16 protein-coding genes are annotated in these 18,860 nt (G+C 41.9%); all 16 read right to left on the reverse strand.

Annotation, left to right across the window (positions count from 1 at the left end):
* Positions 1 to 7 precede the first annotated feature (7 nt).
* The 16 genes from nuoD to MB380_RS11810 all read right to left on the reverse strand — a co-directional run bounded on the left by nuoD (position 8) and on the right by MB380_RS11810 (position 18,567).
* Positions 8 to 1,246, reverse strand: coding sequence for an NADH dehydrogenase (quinone) subunit D (gene nuoD, locus MB380_RS11735; protein ID WP_101726043.1), 1,239 nt, complete (start codon positions 1,244 to 1,246; stop codon positions 8 to 10).
* A gap of 63 nt (positions 1,247 to 1,309) precedes the next feature.
* Positions 1,310 to 1,810 (reverse strand): NADH-quinone oxidoreductase subunit C, encoded by a 501-nt coding sequence (locus MB380_RS11740; RefSeq protein WP_253522497.1) that lies wholly within the window; start codon positions 1,808 to 1,810, stop codon positions 1,310 to 1,312.
* 107 nt (positions 1,811 to 1,917) lie between these two features.
* Positions 1,918 to 2,460 carry an NADH-quinone oxidoreductase subunit B gene (locus MB380_RS11745; RefSeq protein ID WP_101726045.1) on the reverse strand — a complete coding sequence of 181 codons (543 nt, stop codon included), beginning with the start codon at positions 2,458 to 2,460 and terminating at the stop codon, positions 1,918 to 1,920.
* 196 nt (positions 2,461 to 2,656) lie between these two features.
* Positions 2,657 to 3,034 (reverse strand): NADH-quinone oxidoreductase subunit A, encoded by a 378-nt coding sequence (locus MB380_RS11750; RefSeq protein WP_253535567.1) that lies wholly within the window; start codon positions 3,032 to 3,034, stop codon positions 2,657 to 2,659.
* Positions 3,035 to 3,300: 266 nt separating this feature from the next.
* Positions 3,301 to 5,583 carry a sialate O-acetylesterase gene (locus MB380_RS11755; protein WP_253522500.1) on the reverse strand — a complete coding sequence of 761 codons (2,283 nt, stop codon included), beginning with the start codon at positions 5,581 to 5,583 and terminating at the stop codon, positions 3,301 to 3,303.
* 121 nt (positions 5,584 to 5,704) lie between these two features.
* On the reverse strand, positions 5,705 to 8,422 hold the full coding sequence (locus MB380_RS11760) for a sialate O-acetylesterase (RefSeq protein WP_253522502.1): 2,718 nt from the start codon (positions 8,420 to 8,422) through the stop codon (positions 5,705 to 5,707).
* 128 nt (positions 8,423 to 8,550) lie between these two features.
* Entirely contained in the window at positions 8,551 to 9,546 is a 996-nt protein-coding gene (obgE, locus tag MB380_RS11765; protein ID WP_253535568.1) for a GTPase ObgE, read from the reverse strand.
* Between the two features lie 118 nt (positions 9,547 to 9,664).
* A complete protein-coding gene (locus MB380_RS11770) occupies positions 9,665 to 10,243 on the reverse strand; it encodes an adenylate kinase (protein ID WP_253522505.1) in 579 nt (192 codons plus the stop codon).
* Between the two features lie 177 nt (positions 10,244 to 10,420).
* Positions 10,421 to 12,136 carry a tetratricopeptide repeat protein gene (locus tag MB380_RS11775; RefSeq protein ID WP_253522507.1) on the reverse strand — a complete coding sequence of 572 codons (1,716 nt, stop codon included), beginning with the start codon at positions 12,134 to 12,136 and terminating at the stop codon, positions 10,421 to 10,423.
* Positions 12,137 to 12,363: 227 nt separating this feature from the next.
* The gene (locus MB380_RS11780) at positions 12,364 to 13,263 is read right to left on the reverse strand and encodes a PstS family phosphate ABC transporter substrate-binding protein (protein ID WP_253522509.1); all 900 of its coding nucleotides are present in this window, start codon (positions 13,261 to 13,263) and stop codon (positions 12,364 to 12,366) included.
* Between the two features lie 149 nt (positions 13,264 to 13,412).
* A complete protein-coding gene (locus tag MB380_RS11785) occupies positions 13,413 to 13,655 on the reverse strand; it encodes a hypothetical protein (RefSeq protein ID WP_216824423.1) in 243 nt (80 codons plus the stop codon).
* Between the two features lie 2 nt (positions 13,656 to 13,657).
* Positions 13,658 to 14,485: an energy transducer TonB gene (locus MB380_RS11790; protein ID WP_253522511.1), complete on the reverse strand. Its 828-nt coding sequence runs from the start codon at positions 14,483 to 14,485 to the stop codon at positions 13,658 to 13,660.
* 28 nt (positions 14,486 to 14,513) lie between these two features.
* Positions 14,514 to 15,062, reverse strand: a complete 549-nt coding sequence (locus MB380_RS11795; protein WP_253522513.1) for a biopolymer transporter ExbD — start codon at positions 15,060 to 15,062, stop codon at positions 14,514 to 14,516.
* A gap of 34 nt (positions 15,063 to 15,096) precedes the next feature.
* Positions 15,097 to 15,696, reverse strand: coding sequence for a biopolymer transporter ExbD (locus tag MB380_RS11800; RefSeq protein ID WP_253522515.1), 600 nt, complete (start codon positions 15,694 to 15,696; stop codon positions 15,097 to 15,099).
* A gap of 54 nt (positions 15,697 to 15,750) precedes the next feature.
* A complete protein-coding gene (locus tag MB380_RS11805; RefSeq protein WP_101726057.1) occupies positions 15,751 to 16,578 on the reverse strand; it encodes a MotA/TolQ/ExbB proton channel family protein in 828 nt (275 codons plus the stop codon).
* A 372-nt stretch (positions 16,579 to 16,950) separates the two neighbouring features.
* Complete coding sequence (locus MB380_RS11810) at positions 16,951 to 18,567, reverse strand: M28 family peptidase (protein WP_253522517.1); 1,617 nt, start codon at positions 18,565 to 18,567, stop codon at positions 16,951 to 16,953.
* Between the last annotated feature and the right edge of the window lie 293 nt (positions 18,568 to 18,860).

Genomic DNA, 18,860 nt, shown 5'->3' on the forward strand with positions numbered 1-18,860 from the left:
TCAAATTTTAGGCGTCTAGTTCTCCGGCAATTACGTTAAGGCTACTCATAATTGCGATGGCATCTGAAATGGAAACACCTTTACACATTTCAGGGTAGGCCTGGTAATAAATAAAACAAGGGCGACGGAAGTGCAAACGATAAGGAGCACGGCCGCCATCGCTTACCAGATAAAATCCTAACTCTCCGTTTCCGCCTTCAACTGCATGATAAACCTCACCAACGGGGGCATCAATCTCACCCATCACAATCTTGAAGTGATAGATAAGTGCCTCCATGCTGCGGTAAACTTCTTGTTTAGGTGGCAGGTAGTAATGGTCTTCATTGGCATAGTATGGGCCTTCGGGCAGGTTTTCAAGCGCCTGTCTGATAATCTTCATACTCTCCCACATTTCCTGATTCCTAACCATGAAGCGGTCGTAAGTATCGCCGTTATGGCCAACCGGAATATCAAACTCGAAGTCCTGGTATGATGAATAAGGCTCCATTACACGAACGTCGTAATCAACACCGGCAGCACGCAGGTTAGGGCCGGTAAAGCCATATTCAAGGGCGCGTTCAGCCGTTATCGGGCCTACGTTCACTACCCTGTCGATAAATATTCTGTTTCTATTGAATAGCTTTTCAAACTCAGCCAGTGTTTTTGGCAGGTCGGTATAAATCAATTGCTTGATTTTATTCAATGCAGTTGGAGATAAATCACGCTCCATGCCGCCGATACGACCCATATTGGTAGTAAGGCGGGCACCACACATTTCTTCGTAGATTTCGTATATTTTCTCTCTTTCCTGAAACAGGTACAAGAAGCCTGAATAGGCGCCGGTATCTACCCCAAGAATAGAGTTACATATCAGGTGGTCGGCAATACGGGCCAGCTCCATCATAATTACCCTGATGTATTGCGCACGCTTAGGAACCTCTACACCCAGCAGTTTTTCAACCGTCATGTGCCAGCCCATGTTATTGATGGGAGACGAACAGTAGTTCATGCGGTCGGTGAGGGTGGTAATCTGATAGAAAGGGCGGCGTTCGGCGATTTTCTCAAAAGCCCGGTGGATATACCCGACGGTTTGTTCTCCTGATACAATTTTCTCACCGTCCATTTTCAACACGTTCTGAAAGATACCGTGTGTTGCAGGGTGGGTAGGCCCCAGATTAAGCGTAGTATATTCTGTATCTTCAACAATCGGCCTGTTAAGAGCCAACGCATCAGTAGTGTTTTTTGGGATAATCAGTTCTTCTGCCATTGTATTCAATTTTCAATTAAGCCGGCTATAGTAAAACAGTCTGACCCATTGGTAAAATTTATATTATCTGCCGAAAAGCGCATCAATCTTGTCGTTTCGGGTAGCATCTTCCAAAGGATATTCTTTCCGCATCGGGAAGTAATCCATTTCTTCAATATTCAAAATACGCTTCAGATTCGGGTGGCCGTCGAAGATAATACCGTAGAAATCATACGTTTCTCTTTCAAGCCAGTTTGCCGTTGCATAAAGGGTAGTTGCCGTAGGGATGTGGATATCGTCAGCCGACAGAAACACCTTGATACGGATGCGCACGTTGTTTTCAAGACTATGAACATGGTAAATTACGCCAAACTCTTCGCCCTTGCTGTCAGGTAAGTGAATGCCGCAGATGTCGGTCAGAAAACGGAAACGGAAAGTTTCGTGCTTATTAAGATAAACCAGCAGATTGATAATATTCTGGCGATTGGTAGTAAAGGTGAGAAGCCCATGAGGCTCTTCAAAATTCTTTACATTCTCACCAAAATGAGCTAATAAATCTTCTGCAATTTGTTGATTACTTAACATGTAATTCTATTAATGGTTGAGGCTATTTAGTGATTTAGTGGTTTTGTAAATGAGTGATTAGTAAATTATTAAAAATCAAATAATCACACACTCATTCGCTAAATGCTCTACTGTATATTATAAGACTCTAACAAAGCTGAGTATTCAGGGGTATTTCTGCGGCGCAACGACTCATTTCTGGCCAGCTCCTGTATCTGCATCAAACCGTCAAGAATCTGTTCCGGGCGCGGAGGGCAGCCGGGTACGTACACATCAACCGGTATAATGCGGTCTATACCTTGCAATACCGAGTAGGTATCAAAAATACCACCACTTGATGCGCAGGCACCCACGGCAATTACCCAGCGGGGCTCTGCCATTTGCAGGTACACCTGTTTTACAACAGGGCCCATCTTTTTAGCTATTGTGCCCATCACCATTAACAGGTCTGCCTGACGCGGAGAAAAACTGGGTCTTTCAGAGCCAAAGCGAGAAATATCATAGTGAGACCCCATGGTTGCCATAAACTCAATACCACAACAAGATGTGGCAAAAGGAAGCGGCCATAGAGAATAGCTACGCGCCATACCAATTACTTTATCTAGCGAGGTAGCAAAAAATCCTGCTCCTTCAAATCCTTCCGGTGCTTCCACCATTTTAACTGAACTCATATATCTGGTAGGTGTTTAAAGACTCAAAATAAAACTTAAGCCCAAACATTATATTAATTATTGAGTAATTTAGCGATGGGGTAAGTGAGCCATAAATCTGATTCTATTGAACTGGTCAATAACAGAACCAACTTATCATTCACACCTGCACGCTGCAAAATAAAAGTGTCGGACCACCAGCCCGACCTACGCTCGCTTAATCTTTTTCCCAGGTTAAAACACCTTTTTTTATGATGTAATAAAAACCGGTCATTAACAAACCCAAAAACATTATCATTTCAACAAAACCAAACCAGCCGAGTTTCATGAAGTTGACCGCCCAGGGGTACATGAAAATAATTTCAACATCAAACAGCACAAACAGAATGGCGATCAGAAAGTACTTGATTGAAATGGGAGTTCGGGCGTCACCCTTTGATTCAATACCGCACTCGAAAGGGTCGTCTTTTTTAACGCTGTGTCTTTTCGGGCCGATTGAGTGGGTAACAATCATGGTAAAAACTATAAATCCAACGGCAGCGATTAACTGCACCAAAATCGGGAGAAAATCTGAAGGCAAGTATTCTTTCATAATAACTGTAATAGTATCAGTAACACAGGGCCCGGGATTTACGACCCTATATTAGTAACGATTAATTCGTATGTAAAGGTACAAATAAATTGCGTTTCAAAATTACTAACGTAAAGTTTAGAAACAAAATAAAAAAGGGTTGAATCTTCAACCCTTTCAGTATTTTATGAAAACTTTTTTTTAATCTTCCGTAGCCCGGCACTGCCTGTATGCAGGCGGCATTTGTTTTACAATCATTCATGTATTACGAAGGCCTGCTTTTAAGGCTTTTATTGAACCAAAACCCGCTTGATTATTTTGTATTCGTTGTTTTTTACAATTACCTGGTACAGCCCTTTGGGTATACCCGCCAGGCTTAAGGTTTGCCTGGGGTTAAGCTCGCCCACATAAAAATCTCTTACAATGCCTCCTTTGGTGTCATAAAACTGAACCCGAACGTCTTTTAATGTATAAAAAGATTCAATATTCAGCAGATTATCAGAAACGGGGTTCGGAAAAACCTTGGCAAAGTTATCTGATGGCTCAAAAACAAAATTGAACTCCTTGGAAACAGGCGACGAGCAAGTCAGAGACGGGCGATTGGCAAATGAATAAATGACAGACTCTTTTACGGTATACGCGCCCGACTGCCCTACCCTGATGAAACTTTGCGAATCAGATAGCTTTACGCCGTCGCGGGTCCATTCAAAAACAGAGCCGAAACGCCCCTGATTGGTGGTAGCTAATACATAAGGCCCCGTTTGTGCTATAGATGTTTCGGGCGGGCTTTCTCTTACAATAACTTCTACCTCGTCTGATGGCTGAGAATAACAGCCGGTTTCATCTTTTACCTGCACATAAAAAACACCAGAGGTGTTTACATTAATGCTGCGGGCTTTGGTTTTATTGCTCCACACATATTCAAGGCTTTGCGGGGCCGTCAGATTCACATTTCCTCCTTCGCAAAAAGTAATAGCGCCGCTGGCACTGATAACCGGCTTGGGTGGCCCCTGCTTGGCCTCTATGATAACGGGGTCTGACACAGCCTTGCAGCCGTTAATGCTATAACTGGTAACAAAATACGTACCGCTGTTTCTGATAATCAGATTCTGACCGGTTTTACTATTGTTCCAGACATTGCCAGTTAAGGAAGAAGATTTCAGAACGATGCTGTCGGAGTCGCAGAATATAGCCGGCCCCATAACCGAAACAACCGGTTTTGTAACCGTGTTCTGTTCGGCAATATTAACCGGCTGAGAAAAATACATATTCCCGGCGGCATCATGCACCTGAACCGAATAACTGCCGCTATTTACTGCAATTGATTGAGCAGTGCTGCCGTTGCTCCAGAGGTACTTACTGTAATTGCCAGCCACTTCAATTTTAAATTTACCATTCTGGTCGTTGTCATTACAAATAACATTGAGCGCAACAGAGGCGCGGGCGGGTAATGGGCTTGAGCTGGCCAGGATTCTGTTATCAAGGGCATTATTCCAGTATTCAGCTGCCATATTCAGGCCTTCTTTATGGAAATGGATACCGTCTGCCCGGTAGTCTGTGCCCACTATCTGGTCTGTAAAAGGCCCGGGGAAAACATGAGGCACCTGAACAATAATCATATTCTGTCCATTAATAACATTTGGCTGCTCAACGGGATTGCGCGACGACCTTGCCATTACCCATGCCAGGTCTTCTTTGCCGCTATCTTTCCTGCTGGTTTCAATAACGGTCTTCATATACTCAAGGTATTTTTCAGATGGCGTAGATTCGTCGCTTTCACCTTGCTGCCACAACACGGCACGTACACCAGTGCGCGGTACATAATATTGCAAGGCGGCTTTCATGGCACGATAAGGCATGCCTGGTACTGCAATAAAAGTAGGCAGCTCTTTAGTGAGGTCTTCTCCATTAGCAGACCGCTGCCAGGCGTTGGCACCTATACCGCCCAGAGCGGCACCATAAAACAAAACAGGCACATTGAGCCTCTGGGCGAGTTTATCACCCAGCCTGCCCCAAAACCAGGGAACATAATTATATGGAGCCATGCGGGTTGCATTACCCATTTGAGTAAACCTGAAAGGAAGAATGGTCTCGTCCAGAAAATTCTGATAGAAGTCAATGGTTGACACGCGGTCGTCGGTAGCACCGATATCGCCACCTGCAAATTTGGCGTCTCCCTGAGCATTTGATTGACCCGCCACTATAAATACTTCGCCAACACCTATTTTTTCTATGGTAGCGTTAGCCACTACCTGATTATTCAGAATGCCTCGTATTTCAAGGTTATACCAACCGCCGCTCAGCTCTAGAGACCCATTAAAAATACCGGTGGTTAAGGTATTACTGATGGGGCTCCAGCCCAGTTCTTTGCCTTGCCCCTGTTTTACCGGAATCGCCCTTGCCTCAATCCGGTCAAGGAAATTGAGGTAACTGCCGTTAATATTTACGGTAGCTACATTATTATTGTTTCGTTGAAAAACAATTCTTGAAACCGGAAAATTAATCTGAATTTGCGAGTAAGCGCTAAGTGTAAAAATACAGAAGATAACAGCGAGCCATTTCTTATGCAGCATAAAAGTCAGGTTAAAATAGATTTATACTCATATTTATACACTTTTTGAATAAAAACCGTACACTTCCCTTATTGTTTATGGCATTTAATGATGGCTAAAACAAACATAAGGCACATGGCCGTTATTCAACAATAACACGCTTGAATATCTGGTAATCTTTGCTTGCAATTCTTACCACATATAAACCTTTTGCCAGGTTTTTCAGGTTCAGGGTTTGGCGTGTATTTAAATTACCAATATAAAAAGCCAAAGCGTTATTGCCTTTCATATCAAAAAAAGTAACATTAACGTTGGTATAGTCTTTCAGTGTTTCAATATTCATGAGTCCGTCAACCACGGGATTCGGAAAAACAATAGTACCGTTATCAGCCGGGTCTATTACATAATACAAAGGAGCCGAATACGGAGAGTAACATTTTAACGATGCCCCTGTATTAACGATATAACTTATTGAGCCCCTTACGGTATAATTACCTGACGACCTGCCTTTGATTATTTTTCCGGTGTCTGATAACCTTATGCCATCCTTGACCCATTCAAATTGTGAATCAACTGTGCCTGTGGGCAGGGCTTCCAGTGAATAAGGCCCCGACTTCGTAACCGTAATAGCCTGAGCGTTAGGTTTTACATCAACCTGTACCTCGTCAGAAGCCGGAGAGATGCAACCGTTTTCATTTCTGGTTTTAACAGAAAACACGCCTGAAGTAGAGGTATTAACGGTTTGTGCTGCGGCAGAATTATTCCATATATAACCATTAACACTGGTTGATGACGTAAGGATTACACTTGAGCCCTCGCAAAAAGTAGTAGGGCCACTTGCAAAAATGGTTGGCTTTGCCGGTAGAGGATTTACCTGAACAGCCACAGGTTCAGATACCTGCTGGCATCCAAAAGTGTTAGTGGCAGTTACAGAATAATTACCTGTCTGGTTCACAATAATTTCGTACCAGGATGCCCCGGTGCTCCATTGAATGCCTTCACGGACATCAGAAGTAAGTGTTACGCTGGCATCAGCGCAAAAAACTGTCGGCCCGCTGGCTGTCAGAAAAGGTTTCGCCGGTTTTGGGTTAACCGTTACCGTTAGTTTGCTTGAGGTAGTTTCACAACCGAATTCGTTTTTAACTTTCAGGGTGTAGTCGCCTGAATTACCAATCGTTATACTTGGTGTATTTTGACCCGTACTCCACAAATTGCCATTTGCTACAGCAGAACGAAGCGTAACGGTTTTATCCTGACAAAATGTGGTAGGTCCCTCGGCTATAATTCTGGCCTCGGGGTTCGGAAACACCGTAATATTGGTGGCTTCAGATACCGCACTACAGCCCAGAAAATTAAATTTAGTTACTGTAAATGAGCCTGCGCTATTTGCAACAATAGATTTGGTATTTACCCCAGTTGACCAGTAGAAGTCTTCGTCAACATTAGTTGATAGCCTCACCGCGCCTCCATCACAAAAACTGGTGGCGCTTTCGGGTATAATCAACGGCCTACCGGGTATCAATTCACCTGAATAATTAATTCCCTGGGTATAATATACATTACCCAGCGCATCAGTTGCCTTGCCTCTTAAAAAACCATTACCAACAGCTATATTCCGGTTATTGTTGAGGTCAATAGAACCGTTGGTCCATTTATAATTGGTGTAGCCATCCTGCATACTTATATTAAGCGGCGCACCGGTATTCTGCACATTGCAGTTTACACTGAAATTTACCTGCGCAGAAGCCTGAACCGGGGTTGACCGGCTAAAAAAATCAGTATTCAGTTTATCATTCCAGGCATTGGCAAGGTCAATTAATCCCTGCCCGAAAAAATGGACGCCGTCAACTCTGGTAGTAATGCCATCGGTTTCGGGGCCTCTGAATACGTTGCTGTAATTAACAATAACTGCTTCCTGTGCAGATAAAATTGTTGGAGAAGTTGGCCTATCTTTAGTGCGTGACACCTTACTGACAACCCAGCTAAGGTTTTTTCCGCTATCTGTTCTGCTGCGCTGAATCAGGTATTGAAGGGTATTACGGTAAACGTCAAAAGCAGTACCTTTATCGCTGTCGGTTTCACCCTGATGCCATAATACCGCCCTGGCACCAAACATATTTACGTAATTGTAAAGCGATTTACGAAGGTTGTCGTATGGGTAACCCGGTAATGCATAATTGCCAGAGTAATAATCATAGCCTCTTCCGCCGTCGGCACTTACCTGCCATGATTCAACACTCATTGACTCCATGGCCGTATTAAAAAATAACACAGGCACACCCAGTTTAGAAGTAAGCAGGTCGCCCAGCCTGCCCCAACACCATGAACTGCCCCCTAAGGGAGCTATTTTTGTATTTTCGTCGAGATGACCAATGACAGGATAAGGAACTTCAGGTATCTGGCCGAAAGAGTAGTAATTTGTAACCACATTGACGCGGTCATCAGTAGCCGGGGGATTGCCGAAACCTGCGTAACCCATGGCATTAGACTGCCCGGCAATTACAAATACCTCACCTACCCCAACTTTATCTAAAACGGCGGTTGTTACAATCTGTTGATTTTTAATGCCTCGTACTTCAAGCTGATACCAGCCACCCCACGCAGAAATGCCGCCATTAAAAGTGCCGGTATTAGGATTAATGTTTATGGTAGCCCAATCAGTAGACGCGCCACCATTGATGGCTAAAACGCGTACGTCTACCCTGTCGAGTTTCGACTGAAAAGAACCTGCAACAGGAATAACCCCTCCGCCAGAACTGTTTCTTTGAAAAACAGCACGGCTCATCGGAAAAGTAATCTGGAGTTGTGCCAAAACACTTGAATTTACAAACAAAAATAAAATTACAAGTACTTTCTTCATGGTTAAATTAAATAGCAAGCGCCTCTGGGGTCTAAAATTTTAAGGGCACACCGCAATGCTTTAATCTTAAAAAAGCTTTTGCCAATTCAGGAAAAAACTACTCTTTTTATATTACTGGCAGAAGAAACTTATTCTTCGTTCAGATTTTGCCAGATTAAATCTTTTAGCTCGTCGATTCCCTGGTTAGCCAGAGAAGAGAAAAACACATAAGGTAAATCAAGCGGTATTTTCTTCCTGATTTTGGCCAATTGTTTGTCGTCTATCAACTCAGATTTAGATATACCCAGAATACGTTTTTTGTCGAGCAGTTCGGGGTTATACAGTTTTATTTCTTTCAGAAGTGTTTTATACTCTTTCAGGGGGTTTTCGCTATCGGCGGCTACAAGAAACAGCAAAATCGAGTTACGCTCAATGTGCCGCAAAAAACGCAGGCCAAGACCTTTGCCCTCTGAGGCGCCTTCTATAATACCGGGGATATCTGCCATAATAAAAGACCTGTAATCTCTGTATGACACCACACCCAGATTAGGCACAATGGTAGTAAAGGGATAATCGGCAATTTCGGGCTTCGCAGCAGAAACAACAGACAAAAGTGTTGACTTACCGGCATTAGGGAAACCCACCAGACCTACATCGGCCAGCACTTTCAGTTCTAGTATTATCCATAACTCTTCACCTTCTTCACCGGGCTGGGCATATTCAGGCGCCTGATTGGTTGAGTTTCTGAAATGGTAATTTCCTAAACCACCCCGGCCACCTGCCAGCAAAACAATTTTTTCGCCGTCTTGTGTTACCTCACCTAGTATTTCACCGGTTTCGGCATCTCTGGCTACGGTGCCTAATGGCACCTCTATGATTTCATCTTTACCCTGGGCACCGGCTCTTCTGCCACCTTCACCTGCTACGCCGTGTTCAGCCTTTATGTGCTTACGGTATTTCAGGTGCAGGAGTGTCCAGTGCTGGGCATTTCCTCTAAGAACAATATGGCCACCGCGACCGCCGTCTCCGCCGTCCGGCCCGCCATTAGGTACATGCTTTTCTCTTCTAAAATGTTTAGACCCAGCCCCACCATTGCCCGAGCGGCAATTTATTTTCACATAATCAATAAAATTACTTGTCATAATCTTTGGGTCGTTTGAACAATTGTATGATTTAGTGAATGAGTAACTGCCTGATTAAAACGAGTTAATCTGTGCAACGGCGACAGTAAAATCACCGATTCTCTCACTCACTAAATGGTTTTCAATGAACCATTGCGGAGTCAATTGCTTCGCAAATGGCACCGAATATGGCTTCTATTTCACCAATACCGTTCACTTTTACCACTTTGCCTTGTTGCTGATAGAACGGCAGCACGTGGATAGTCTTGGTAAAATATTCGTCTATGCGTTTTAATAATTTATCTTCGTCGTCATCGGCTCTGCCGCTTACCTTCTTTCTTTCGGCAATGCGGTTTTTAATTTCTGCCTCTGTTACGTCCAGCTGCAAAACCAGGTCTATCTTTTCTCCTTTACCCTCCAGGAATTTATCAAGCGCTTCGGCCTGATTAACCGTACGAGGGAAACCATCAAAAATAAAGCCGCTGGCATCTGGGTTACGTTGTACCTCTTCTTCCAGCATATCAATGGTGATAGAATCAGGCACCAGCAATCCGTCGGCCAATATCTGCTTTACACGTTTCCCAAGCTCGGTATCCTGGCTGATATGCATTCTGAACATATCGCCTGTTGAAATATGAGCTAGCTTGTATTTGTTAATAATCTTAGCTGATTGTGTGCCTTTTCCGGCACCGGGAGGTCCAAAAATTACAAGATTAAACATAGATAAAATTAATGGTCATAACTGTCCCTTTCAGGTTTGTGTAAAGAGCAGGACGACAAAAATAAAATCAAATTTTGTAAGATGCACATTTTCAATGCAAATAATTTGAAACCGATAAAAAAATGAGGCCCGCTTCTGACAGAAACGAGCCTCATTTTTTTACTTTATTTTAGATCATCATCCTTTCGGACCCCCATTTGCAGGGTTATTGTTGGCCGGCGCGGCTGTTCCAGCCGGAGCAGCAGTACCATTACCACCATTAATAATTTCAAGAACTTTTATAGCCTGCTGATTGGTTGGGTCGTAGATTAACACCAGGTTCATGTACTCTTTTGCCTTGGTTGTGTCTTTATCAAGCAAAAGAGCCTTTGTACCTAAATAACCATAAGCCTCAGCCAGGTATCTTTTTGTATTATCTTTCACTTTGTCAGCCTCTGGCACTAATGAAATGTATTTTTCATAAACTTTGGCAGCCGAGAAAGTTGAGTCGTTCGGATTTGCATATTGTTTTGCACGTGCTTTGATAATATAAGGTACCAACCAGGTATCACGATACAATTCAATTGTTTTAGACAAAGCTGAGTCTGCTTTCACATATTCTTTTGAACGCATGTAGGCGTCAGCAAGATTATAATAATCCGGCGCTCCTGCTTTTTTAGAAGCTGCAATTGATTTCTCTAAAGTCTGAGCCAGTTTATCCCATCTTTTAGCGGCTTTATAAACATTGGCTATATCGTTCAGATAATTTGAAGTGGTATCGCCCATTTCTATAGCCTTTTGCATGCTCAGGATACCCAAAGAGTCGTTCAGAGCTTTGTTTGCATCATCTTTAATACAGATATAACCTTTACCGATTGTACCGTAATCAGATGGCAGATGGCGATCTTTTGGAGCCTTGTTTAAAAACTCCTGGATATTTTTGATACCCTCGGCACACTCTCCTTTTTCAACTTGCGTATAACCTCTCAAACGGTATTTAACAGGGTCCTGAATTTTATCGAAGATAGAATTCAATACGTTTGTAGCTCCATCATAATCTTTAACTGTAAACGCCAGTTTTACGTAGTTAAGTTTAGAAGCATCTGAAGCCTCACTTTTCTCAAGATACAATTTGGCGTTTTTAGCAGCCAGGTCATATTTACCGAAAACGGTATAAAGGTTACCTAAATATCTGTAAGCTGGTGCATGGTCCGGGTCAGCAGTGATAGCCTCAGTAAATTCTTTTTGTGCTGAAGGATAACTTTTACCCTGAAACCATACTCTACCCATTTCTGTGTGAATAATAGCTGCTTTCTGGCCCATTCCCAGCGCGTTTTCAAGGGCTGTCATGGCTGGGCCACCATCGTTTTTCAATAAAAATGCTTTTGCAAGCGCAATGTAATAATCAGGGTTGTTTTTTACTTTCAGCAGGTCAAGACCAGCCTGAATATTCAACACAGCTTCGGCAGGGTCGTTCAGTTTCGGATTATCAGAAATGGCATACGCATCTCCGATTCTGAATAAAACTTCAGCGTTTTTATTTTTTGTATCTTTTTTAATTAAATCAAAGTCAGCTTTTGCACCTGCTTTATCGCCAGACAATAATTTAACTGCACCTAAACCTACGCGGTTCAGAGGATCAGGTCTTTTATCAACGGCTGTTCCTTTAGTAAAAGCATCTTTAGCTTTTTCCAGGTCTGGCTCAGGCAAGTTAAGATAATAGTAACCCTGATAAAAATAATTTTCTGCCGTTGGAGCAGAGCTTACCAGTTGATTGAAAATAGTTCCTGCAGCGTTGTAGCGCTCGGCCTCCAAATTTCTCAATCCGTCCTGCACTGTTTGTGCCAAGGTGTGGAACGACAACGCCAGCACCGCAACTGCTGATACTGACAAAGATCTCAAAATCTTGTTCATTTTCACTCTGAAGTTAGGTTTACGATTCTTTGTATTAAAAAAACATTAAGCAAAATTAAAAAACAATTCCGATACAGAAAAAAATTTGTTCATATCGGGCAATACTTTTTAAATCTTTTGCTATTGATGATTAAGACAAAATCTTGTATTTAAGGTTTATTAATAATTTGTTAATGCTGATTTGTCTGAATCCCTGATTGTAAAACAAAAAAAATACCGGCAGGGTTCTATTTGGGCTGTTCTCTGCTGATGACCACCCCTTTTGGATAGACATAATAGGGTATTAATCCTGACTTTTCAACCACCAGCTGGCCTATCTGGGCACAGCAAAAACGGGTAAATGCTTTGGTTAAACCGAAGTGATCCATTGTGTGCAGATAAACGCGTCTTTCAAGCGGATATTTCCTGGCACGAAGCGATTCAGTTGTTGGCTTATAATAATCAGCGGCAGCCGGGCTATCTGAAACCGAAACCCCAAGCACCTTAATACTAGATATAAAAACCCTGCTGTTCTGGTCGTCAAGGTCGCTAATCCAGTTACCACCAATGATACCAATAGCCTTTGGATTCTTCTTAATATATTCTATTACATCTTTATTGCCATTGGCAGCAAAGATATTGGCACGGTTCATATCTTTTATCTGTAATTTCTGCATCATGTAATTCAGGTTGCTTGAATTACTGTTATCAAAAACCAGTTTATAATCTGAATGCGCCTTTCCGTCAAAAATATCTTTCAGCTCTTTCAGCGAAATATTTTCAATCGGGTTTTCAGGGTTAACAATCAAAGCCACACCATCAAGCGCCATTTTTGCAGGCAGGTAGGCTATTTTCTTCGATGCAAAAAAAGACTGCTCATTTTGCGTTGCTTCACGGGTTGTAACAGCAATATCAACTGAATCACTTAACATCAACGACATTGCCTTTTGCTCGGGCATATATCTGACATGTAAAATGGCTTTCGGATAATGTGCATTGTAAGCCATAACCTGGGCATCAATAATAGGTTTAAGTGATTCGTCGGCTGCAATTGTTATTTCCCCATCGTTTGGTAAATCCGGCTTGTCGGGTTTAGAACACCGCAAAAAAAGCAAAGCGCAGATAACCAAGAGAATTAACTTCCTCATTGTAGTAATTCTATTATAGTTTAAGTTTGAACAACGTAAAAATACTATATAGGCAACGAAAAAAAAATAATAGACAAAATATTATTAAAAAATAATTAAAAAAACATGCCACCCTGTTACACAAAGTGGCATGTTTTTAAAGAAAAAAATCAGTCATTCATCGTGTCTTTGATTGACAGGTAGGCTCTGTATGCTCTGAAAATACCATAGGCTATCAACAAAGCGCCCATTGCATAAGCGAGCGTATCTGAAAGCGGCACCATCAACCATTTCAACTTAATTACAAAGTATCCTAAAACCATGTAAACCAGGGCAAATAAGCCCATTGACAATTGTAAGACCCTTTGAAATACCTGACGCTGCTTATCTGATGAATTACGTCGTGCTGCCATTATTACTCAAGTTGGAAATTGATCGGCATGGTAAAGAATACACGCACGCTACGACCATTTTGTTTACCCGGATTCCATTTTGGCATCGACTTAATAACTCTTATTGCCTCTTCGTCGCAACCAAAACCAATACCTTTCAGAACTTGTACGTCGCCGATACGTCCGTCTTTTTCAACAACGAACTTAGCAAATACTCTACCTGAAACGTTGGCTCTTTGAGCTTGAGACGGATATTTAAGGTTTTTACCAATGAAGGTATACATCTCTTTAAGACCGCCCGGAAACTCCGGTTGTTGTTCAACCGTGGTGAAGATTTCATCTTCTTTCGGTTGAGCGATTTCAGCTGGTTTAGGCGCTTCTACCGGTGGAGGTGCCGCTGCAACTTCTTCAGTTTCAACACCTTCTTTGTTCACGTTAGAAATAACCTTATTTTCAACCTCTTCCACTTTTGGTGGTGGTTCTTCGTTCTTTACTTCTTCATCGGCCTTTGGTTCAGGCGGAATGAACTTAATTTGCGCTATCTCCTGCTTTGGTGGTTCAGGCTCTTGCGGCGGAGGCGGAATATCAGGCTTTTTCTCTTCCTGTTTTTCTTCCTTTAACTTAGAGAGGTCAATTTCAACGGTTTGAAGTTCTTCTTCTTTATTACCGCCAAATTTATTAACACTCCATGCCGCTAACAATGCTCCACCAAATATACCAATACCAATAACAGAAGCTTTGGTAAGGTATCTTGAGTAGTTCTTCCTTAGTGAATATGCACCGTATTCCTTGTTACGGCCTTCGAATACAATTTCATCTAAGGTGATGTTACTAGCATTTTTTGCTTCCATTGATTTGTTTGTTTTTTCCTTAGATTACTTATTTTTTAGGTTCTGCCAGCTTTTGGTCAAGCAATTCCTTCTCTTTCGGAGCCAAATCAACAATTGCGTAGCGGTCTGACTTCGTAATTGCCATTTCGTCCAAAATATCTACAGTATTCTTCCAGTTAGCTTCATCACTTGGCTTGATGATAACAGTAAACTTGTTTACATCAAGCGCATTGGCTTTCTTAACTAATACAGCTTTTCTGATACCTTCGGCAGAGTAATCTGTTTCGGTAATATCTGCTACGGTTAATTCCGGAAGAGGCTTCTGATACCAAAATACTCTGTCATCTTTCCCCATCAAAACGGTAATGGTGTTGGTTACCTTTACCTCTGGTGGTGGCGGATCATCAGGCTTTGGTTTATCAGGCATGTTCAGCTTCATCATGTTGGGCTTGCCGAATGTAGTGGTATACATAAAGAAAGTAATCAACAGGAAGCCCAAGTCCACCATCGGTGTCATATCAGGTTTACCACCTGCTTTCTTGGACCGTACCTTATCGCCTTTCTTACCACCACCACCGGACTCCTGTATTTCTGCCATTTTATATCTGGTAATTTAAGGGTTCGAAAATTTACTATTCTTTCGTTTCAGAATCGGTAATTAACTGAAATTTGTTAATATCGTTCTTACCAAGTTCTGTAAACAATTTTTTGATTGCAGGATACTGCGTTTTCACGTCGCCACGAACAGCCAGTTTCGCTTTCTTGTTGATGTCTGACAAATAGGTTTTCACCCAGTCAACCAACTCACTTTTTGTACTGTCGTTTGGAATACCTGCAATTTTTACCTGACCTTTCTGTGCGTCCGGAAGTGCAAGATATTGTTTTAATGAAGTGATTGAAACACCGGTTTCAGATAACTTTGTAAAACTAGCCTGCTCAGATTCCGAAAGGCCGGCGCTATACTTCTCATTCATTTTCTGAATAAGCGCGTATCTGTCAACCGGATTGGTAACGCCAAAATAATATTTGCCGTCTTTATCAATGGTAATCGTAGCCATATCCTTGTCCTCAATTTTAATTTCTGACACTGATGAAGGCGTATCTACTGTTACAGACTCCTGACTTTTGAACTGGGTAGTCATGATGAAGAATGTAAGGAGTAGGAACGCAACGTCACACATCGCAGTCATATCCATTGATGGACTTTTTCTGGCTGGTTTCGGTGCTGCCATAGCTTTTGTTTAAAAATTTAAAAGTTTAAACTACTGTTAACTTTACTGCTTTTCTTAGTGGTGAGCAGCGAAGTTTTGCTGAAGGCTCATTCCGATTTCGTCAATCTTGTAAGTAAGCGTATCTATTTTTGAGGTAAATAAGTTATACATGATGATTGAGATCGCTGATGTACCGATACCCAAGGCTGTGTTAATCAAGGCCTCAGCAATACCAGTTGCAAGAGCAGATGCATCAGGGGCACCACCACCAGAACCAAGAGCAAAGAATGAACGGATCATACCGATTACAGTTCCTAATAGGGCTACAAGGGTTGAAACTGATGCTAGTGTTGAAAGAATAGTAAGGTTTTTCTCTAACATTGGAAGCTCAAGTGTTGTGGCTTCTTCAACTTCTTTTTGAAGTGCAACCAATTTCTGATCTTTCAATAATGAAGTATCAGCGGCCAATTGGTTATACTTTTGTAGAGCGGTTTTAGTAACGTTACCTACTGAACCTTTTTGTTTGTCACACTCTTTGATAGCTTCTGCAATGTTGTTTGAGTCTACTAACGAACGTACTTTACGAACGAAGGCGTCCAAATCACCTGTACCAGAAGCTTTGTTGATTGTAATGAAACGCTCAATAGAGAATACCAATACTGAAAGCATGAAAGTTAACAGGATAGGTACGATGATACCTCCTGAATAAACTATACCCATAGCAGTAATTGGTTTGTGTTTAGTTTCAGGATCTGAGAAGTTGGCTGAGTCACCTAGGATGAAATACCACAAACAAAAACCGATAACTAATAAAATTGGGATAACGAACGCTGGATTTAATCCACCACTTGAAGACTTAGGGGCTGCTGGTTTTGCTGCTGGGGCTGTAGTCTTTTTTTCCATTAGCTTTGAAATTTTTAGGGTTTTAAAAAATGATACAATGAATTTTTTGGTAAATAAAAGTTAAAATTTTAAAACAAAGAATATTAATAATAGAAAATTTTGTAAAAACCTGCTAAATATTCTTTTTCAATCGTGGGACAAGTTTAAGCAAAATCGGTGAAACAAAAAATATCAAACCTTATAAATTTTTATCATCAGAATATACTTTTGCATTTTTTAAAGATTGATTATATCTATTTTCCGTATGGGCTAAAAACATAACTTTTTCATTATCAGATAGTTAAATATTATGCTTCCTGCCATATAACTAAAACTTTCGTTCTCGATTTTTTTTCACAGAAAAATACTATTTTTTTAAAAAAAACTGGCCGGTCAGGGCTTATTACTGTCAACTTTCAGTCTTTCGTCACGATTCGCCACACCCCATGCTGTATGAAATACCAGTTCTGTAATCTGCCTGTATTTAGGAAAAAGGATTTTTTCTACGTCGTCACCCGGGCGATGATAGTCTGCATGCACCCCTGTAAAGTAGAAAGCAACGGGTATCTTATGCTTGGCGAAGTTGTAATGATCTGAACGATAATAAAATCTGTTTGGGTCTTTGGGATCGTTGTATGTATAATCTAACTGAAATTTAACCGAATTATTGTTGGCCTCTTCACTTATTTGATGTAATTCTGATGATAATTTATCAGAGCCGATGATATACACATAGTCTTCACGCGGGGCGTGTTCTTTGTCTATCCGGCCAATCATGTCAATGTTCAGGTCACACACGGTATTAGCCAGCGGAATTACCGGGTCTTTGTCGGCATAGTACTGCGACCCCAACAGGCCCTTTTCTTCGCCGGTTACTGTCATAAACAAAATACTGCGGCGAGGCCCGAAGCCGTCTTTTTTTGCCTGGCTGAATGCCCTGGCCAGTTCAAGAACTGCACAGGTGCCTGAGCCGTCGTCATCGGCGCCGTTATGTATCTGCCCGCCCTGAATACCCACGTGGTCGTAATGTGCGGTTACCAGCACCACTTCATCTTTTTTGTCGGTTCCTTCCAGAAAGCCCATTACGTTCATGGTTTCAACGGGTACTTCTCCCCTTTCGGCTTTTACCGATACCTTCGATTCCTTCACTGAACCCGCACTGCTAACGCCACTGGTTACTATTTTATTAACCAGTTTATCAAATTTTTTAGGCTTGATATCAAGCATTTCGGCAGCCATGGCTTTTGAAATATAAAAAACCGGGTTTGTGGTCGGCTGTTCGGGCGTTGTAGCCTGGCTGATGCTCATGCGGTTGAAACGCGACAACACCACACGTCTTTCGGCTGCCAGACTTTTGAATCCGGTCTCGTCTGAGGCTGACACCACAAAAAGCATTCTGGCACCTTTGCCGGCCGCCAGTGAGGTTTTTCTGGTGAAGCCGGCTTTGTCATCCCACTCCGACTTCTCTCCGTCTTTTGTTACATAGCTTTTGCCGGCGGCATCTTTGGGTTCGCCTTCCAGAATTACGACAGCTTTATTTTTTACGTCTATATTTTTGTAGTCGCTGTAATTACCGGCCTCTACACCATAGCCTGCAAAAACCACCTGCACCGATTCTTCCTGCGGTATGCTGGTAAGGCCATTGGGGTAATAATCTTTAAAAAATTCTTTCTTTTTGTTGCCTATTTTGATGTAGGCGTCTTTCCAGCCCTTTTTGTATAGATTAAAATGCTGAAAATAGCCTTTGCCGCCTTTGCCGTCAGATGCTACAGGTTGCAGGCCGAGGTCTGCAAAGCGTTTGGCAATGTAATCGGCGGCTTTTTTTTGTCCTTCCGAGCCGGTATCGCGGCCTTCCAGTTCATCAGAAGCAATGTAGGTCAGGTCTTTTTTCAGGTTGTCGGCAGAAATAGTAGCTGCGTAGATTTTTGCTTTGTCGAGGGTGTTTGGGTTTTGTGCATATAAAAATGAGCACGAACTAAAGAGAAAAACTGCTAAGATGTTTTTTTTCATACGGTAATACAAGTTTGTTGTTTATTCTTTTGTAAAAATACGAGATATTTGCGGAGATAGCAGAATTATGAATTATTTTGTTGCAAAAACACCACCCGTTAGGGATAACATACCTGTAGTTGCTTATGTTAGTTAAATTGTTTTCTAAGTCCTGTAGGGACGATATATTTAAATATACCGTCTCTATAAGACTCAAAAAGCATCAACATGGTTAAAGTTTCTACTGATATTTCGTCCCGAAAGGGACTCTTACCGCAACCACTTAAAGTTTAATAGAAGATTTAAATGTGCTC

Source organism: Emticicia sp. 21SJ11W-3, assembly GCF_024138715.1.
GTDB lineage: Bacteria > Bacteroidota > Bacteroidia > Cytophagales > Spirosomataceae > Emticicia > Emticicia fluvialis.

Bases quoted from the DNA above. Each gene is read 5' to 3' on its own strand.
- MB380_RS11780 (WP_253522509.1), bottom strand. From the start codon at position 13,263: ATGAGGAAGTTAATTCTCTTGGTTATCTGCGCTTTGCTTTTTTTGCGG.
- MB380_RS11755 (WP_253522500.1), bottom strand. From the start codon at position 5,583: ATGCTGCATAAGAAATGGCTCGCTGTTATCTTCTGTATTTTTACACTT.
- MB380_RS11770 (WP_253522505.1), bottom strand. From the start codon at position 10,243: ATGTTTAATCTTGTAATTTTTGGACCTCCCGGTGCCGGAAAAGGCACA.
- MB380_RS11800 (WP_253522515.1), bottom strand. From the start codon at position 15,696: ATGGCAGCACCGAAACCAGCCAGAAAAAGTCCATCAATGGATATGACT.
- nuoD (WP_101726043.1), bottom strand. From the start codon at position 1,246: ATGGCAGAAGAACTGATTATCCCAAAAAACACTACTGATGCGTTGGCT.
- MB380_RS11790 (WP_253522511.1), bottom strand. From the start codon at position 14,485: ATGGAAGCAAAAAATGCTAGTAACATCACCTTAGATGAAATTGTATTC.
- MB380_RS11740 (WP_253522497.1), bottom strand. From the start codon at position 1,810: ATGTTAAGTAATCAACAAATTGCAGAAGATTTATTAGCTCATTTTGGT.
- MB380_RS11775 (WP_253522507.1), bottom strand. From the start codon at position 12,136: ATGAACAAGATTTTGAGATCTTTGTCAGTATCAGCAGTTGCGGTGCTG.
- MB380_RS11745 (WP_101726045.1), bottom strand. From the start codon at position 2,460: ATGAGTTCAGTTAAAATGGTGGAAGCACCGGAAGGATTTGAAGGAGCA.
- MB380_RS11785 (WP_216824423.1), bottom strand. From the start codon at position 13,655: ATGGCAGCACGACGTAATTCATCAGATAAGCAGCGTCAGGTATTTCAA.
- MB380_RS11805 (WP_101726057.1), bottom strand. From the start codon at position 16,578: ATGGAAAAAAAGACTACAGCCCCAGCAGCAAAACCAGCAGCCCCTAAG.
- MB380_RS11810 (WP_253522517.1), bottom strand. From the start codon at position 18,567: ATGAAAAAAAACATCTTAGCAGTTTTTCTCTTTAGTTCGTGCTCATTT.
- MB380_RS11760 (WP_253522502.1), bottom strand. From the start codon at position 8,422: ATGAAGAAAGTACTTGTAATTTTATTTTTGTTTGTAAATTCAAGTGTT.
- MB380_RS11795 (WP_253522513.1), bottom strand. From the start codon at position 15,062: ATGGCAGAAATACAGGAGTCCGGTGGTGGTGGTAAGAAAGGCGATAAG.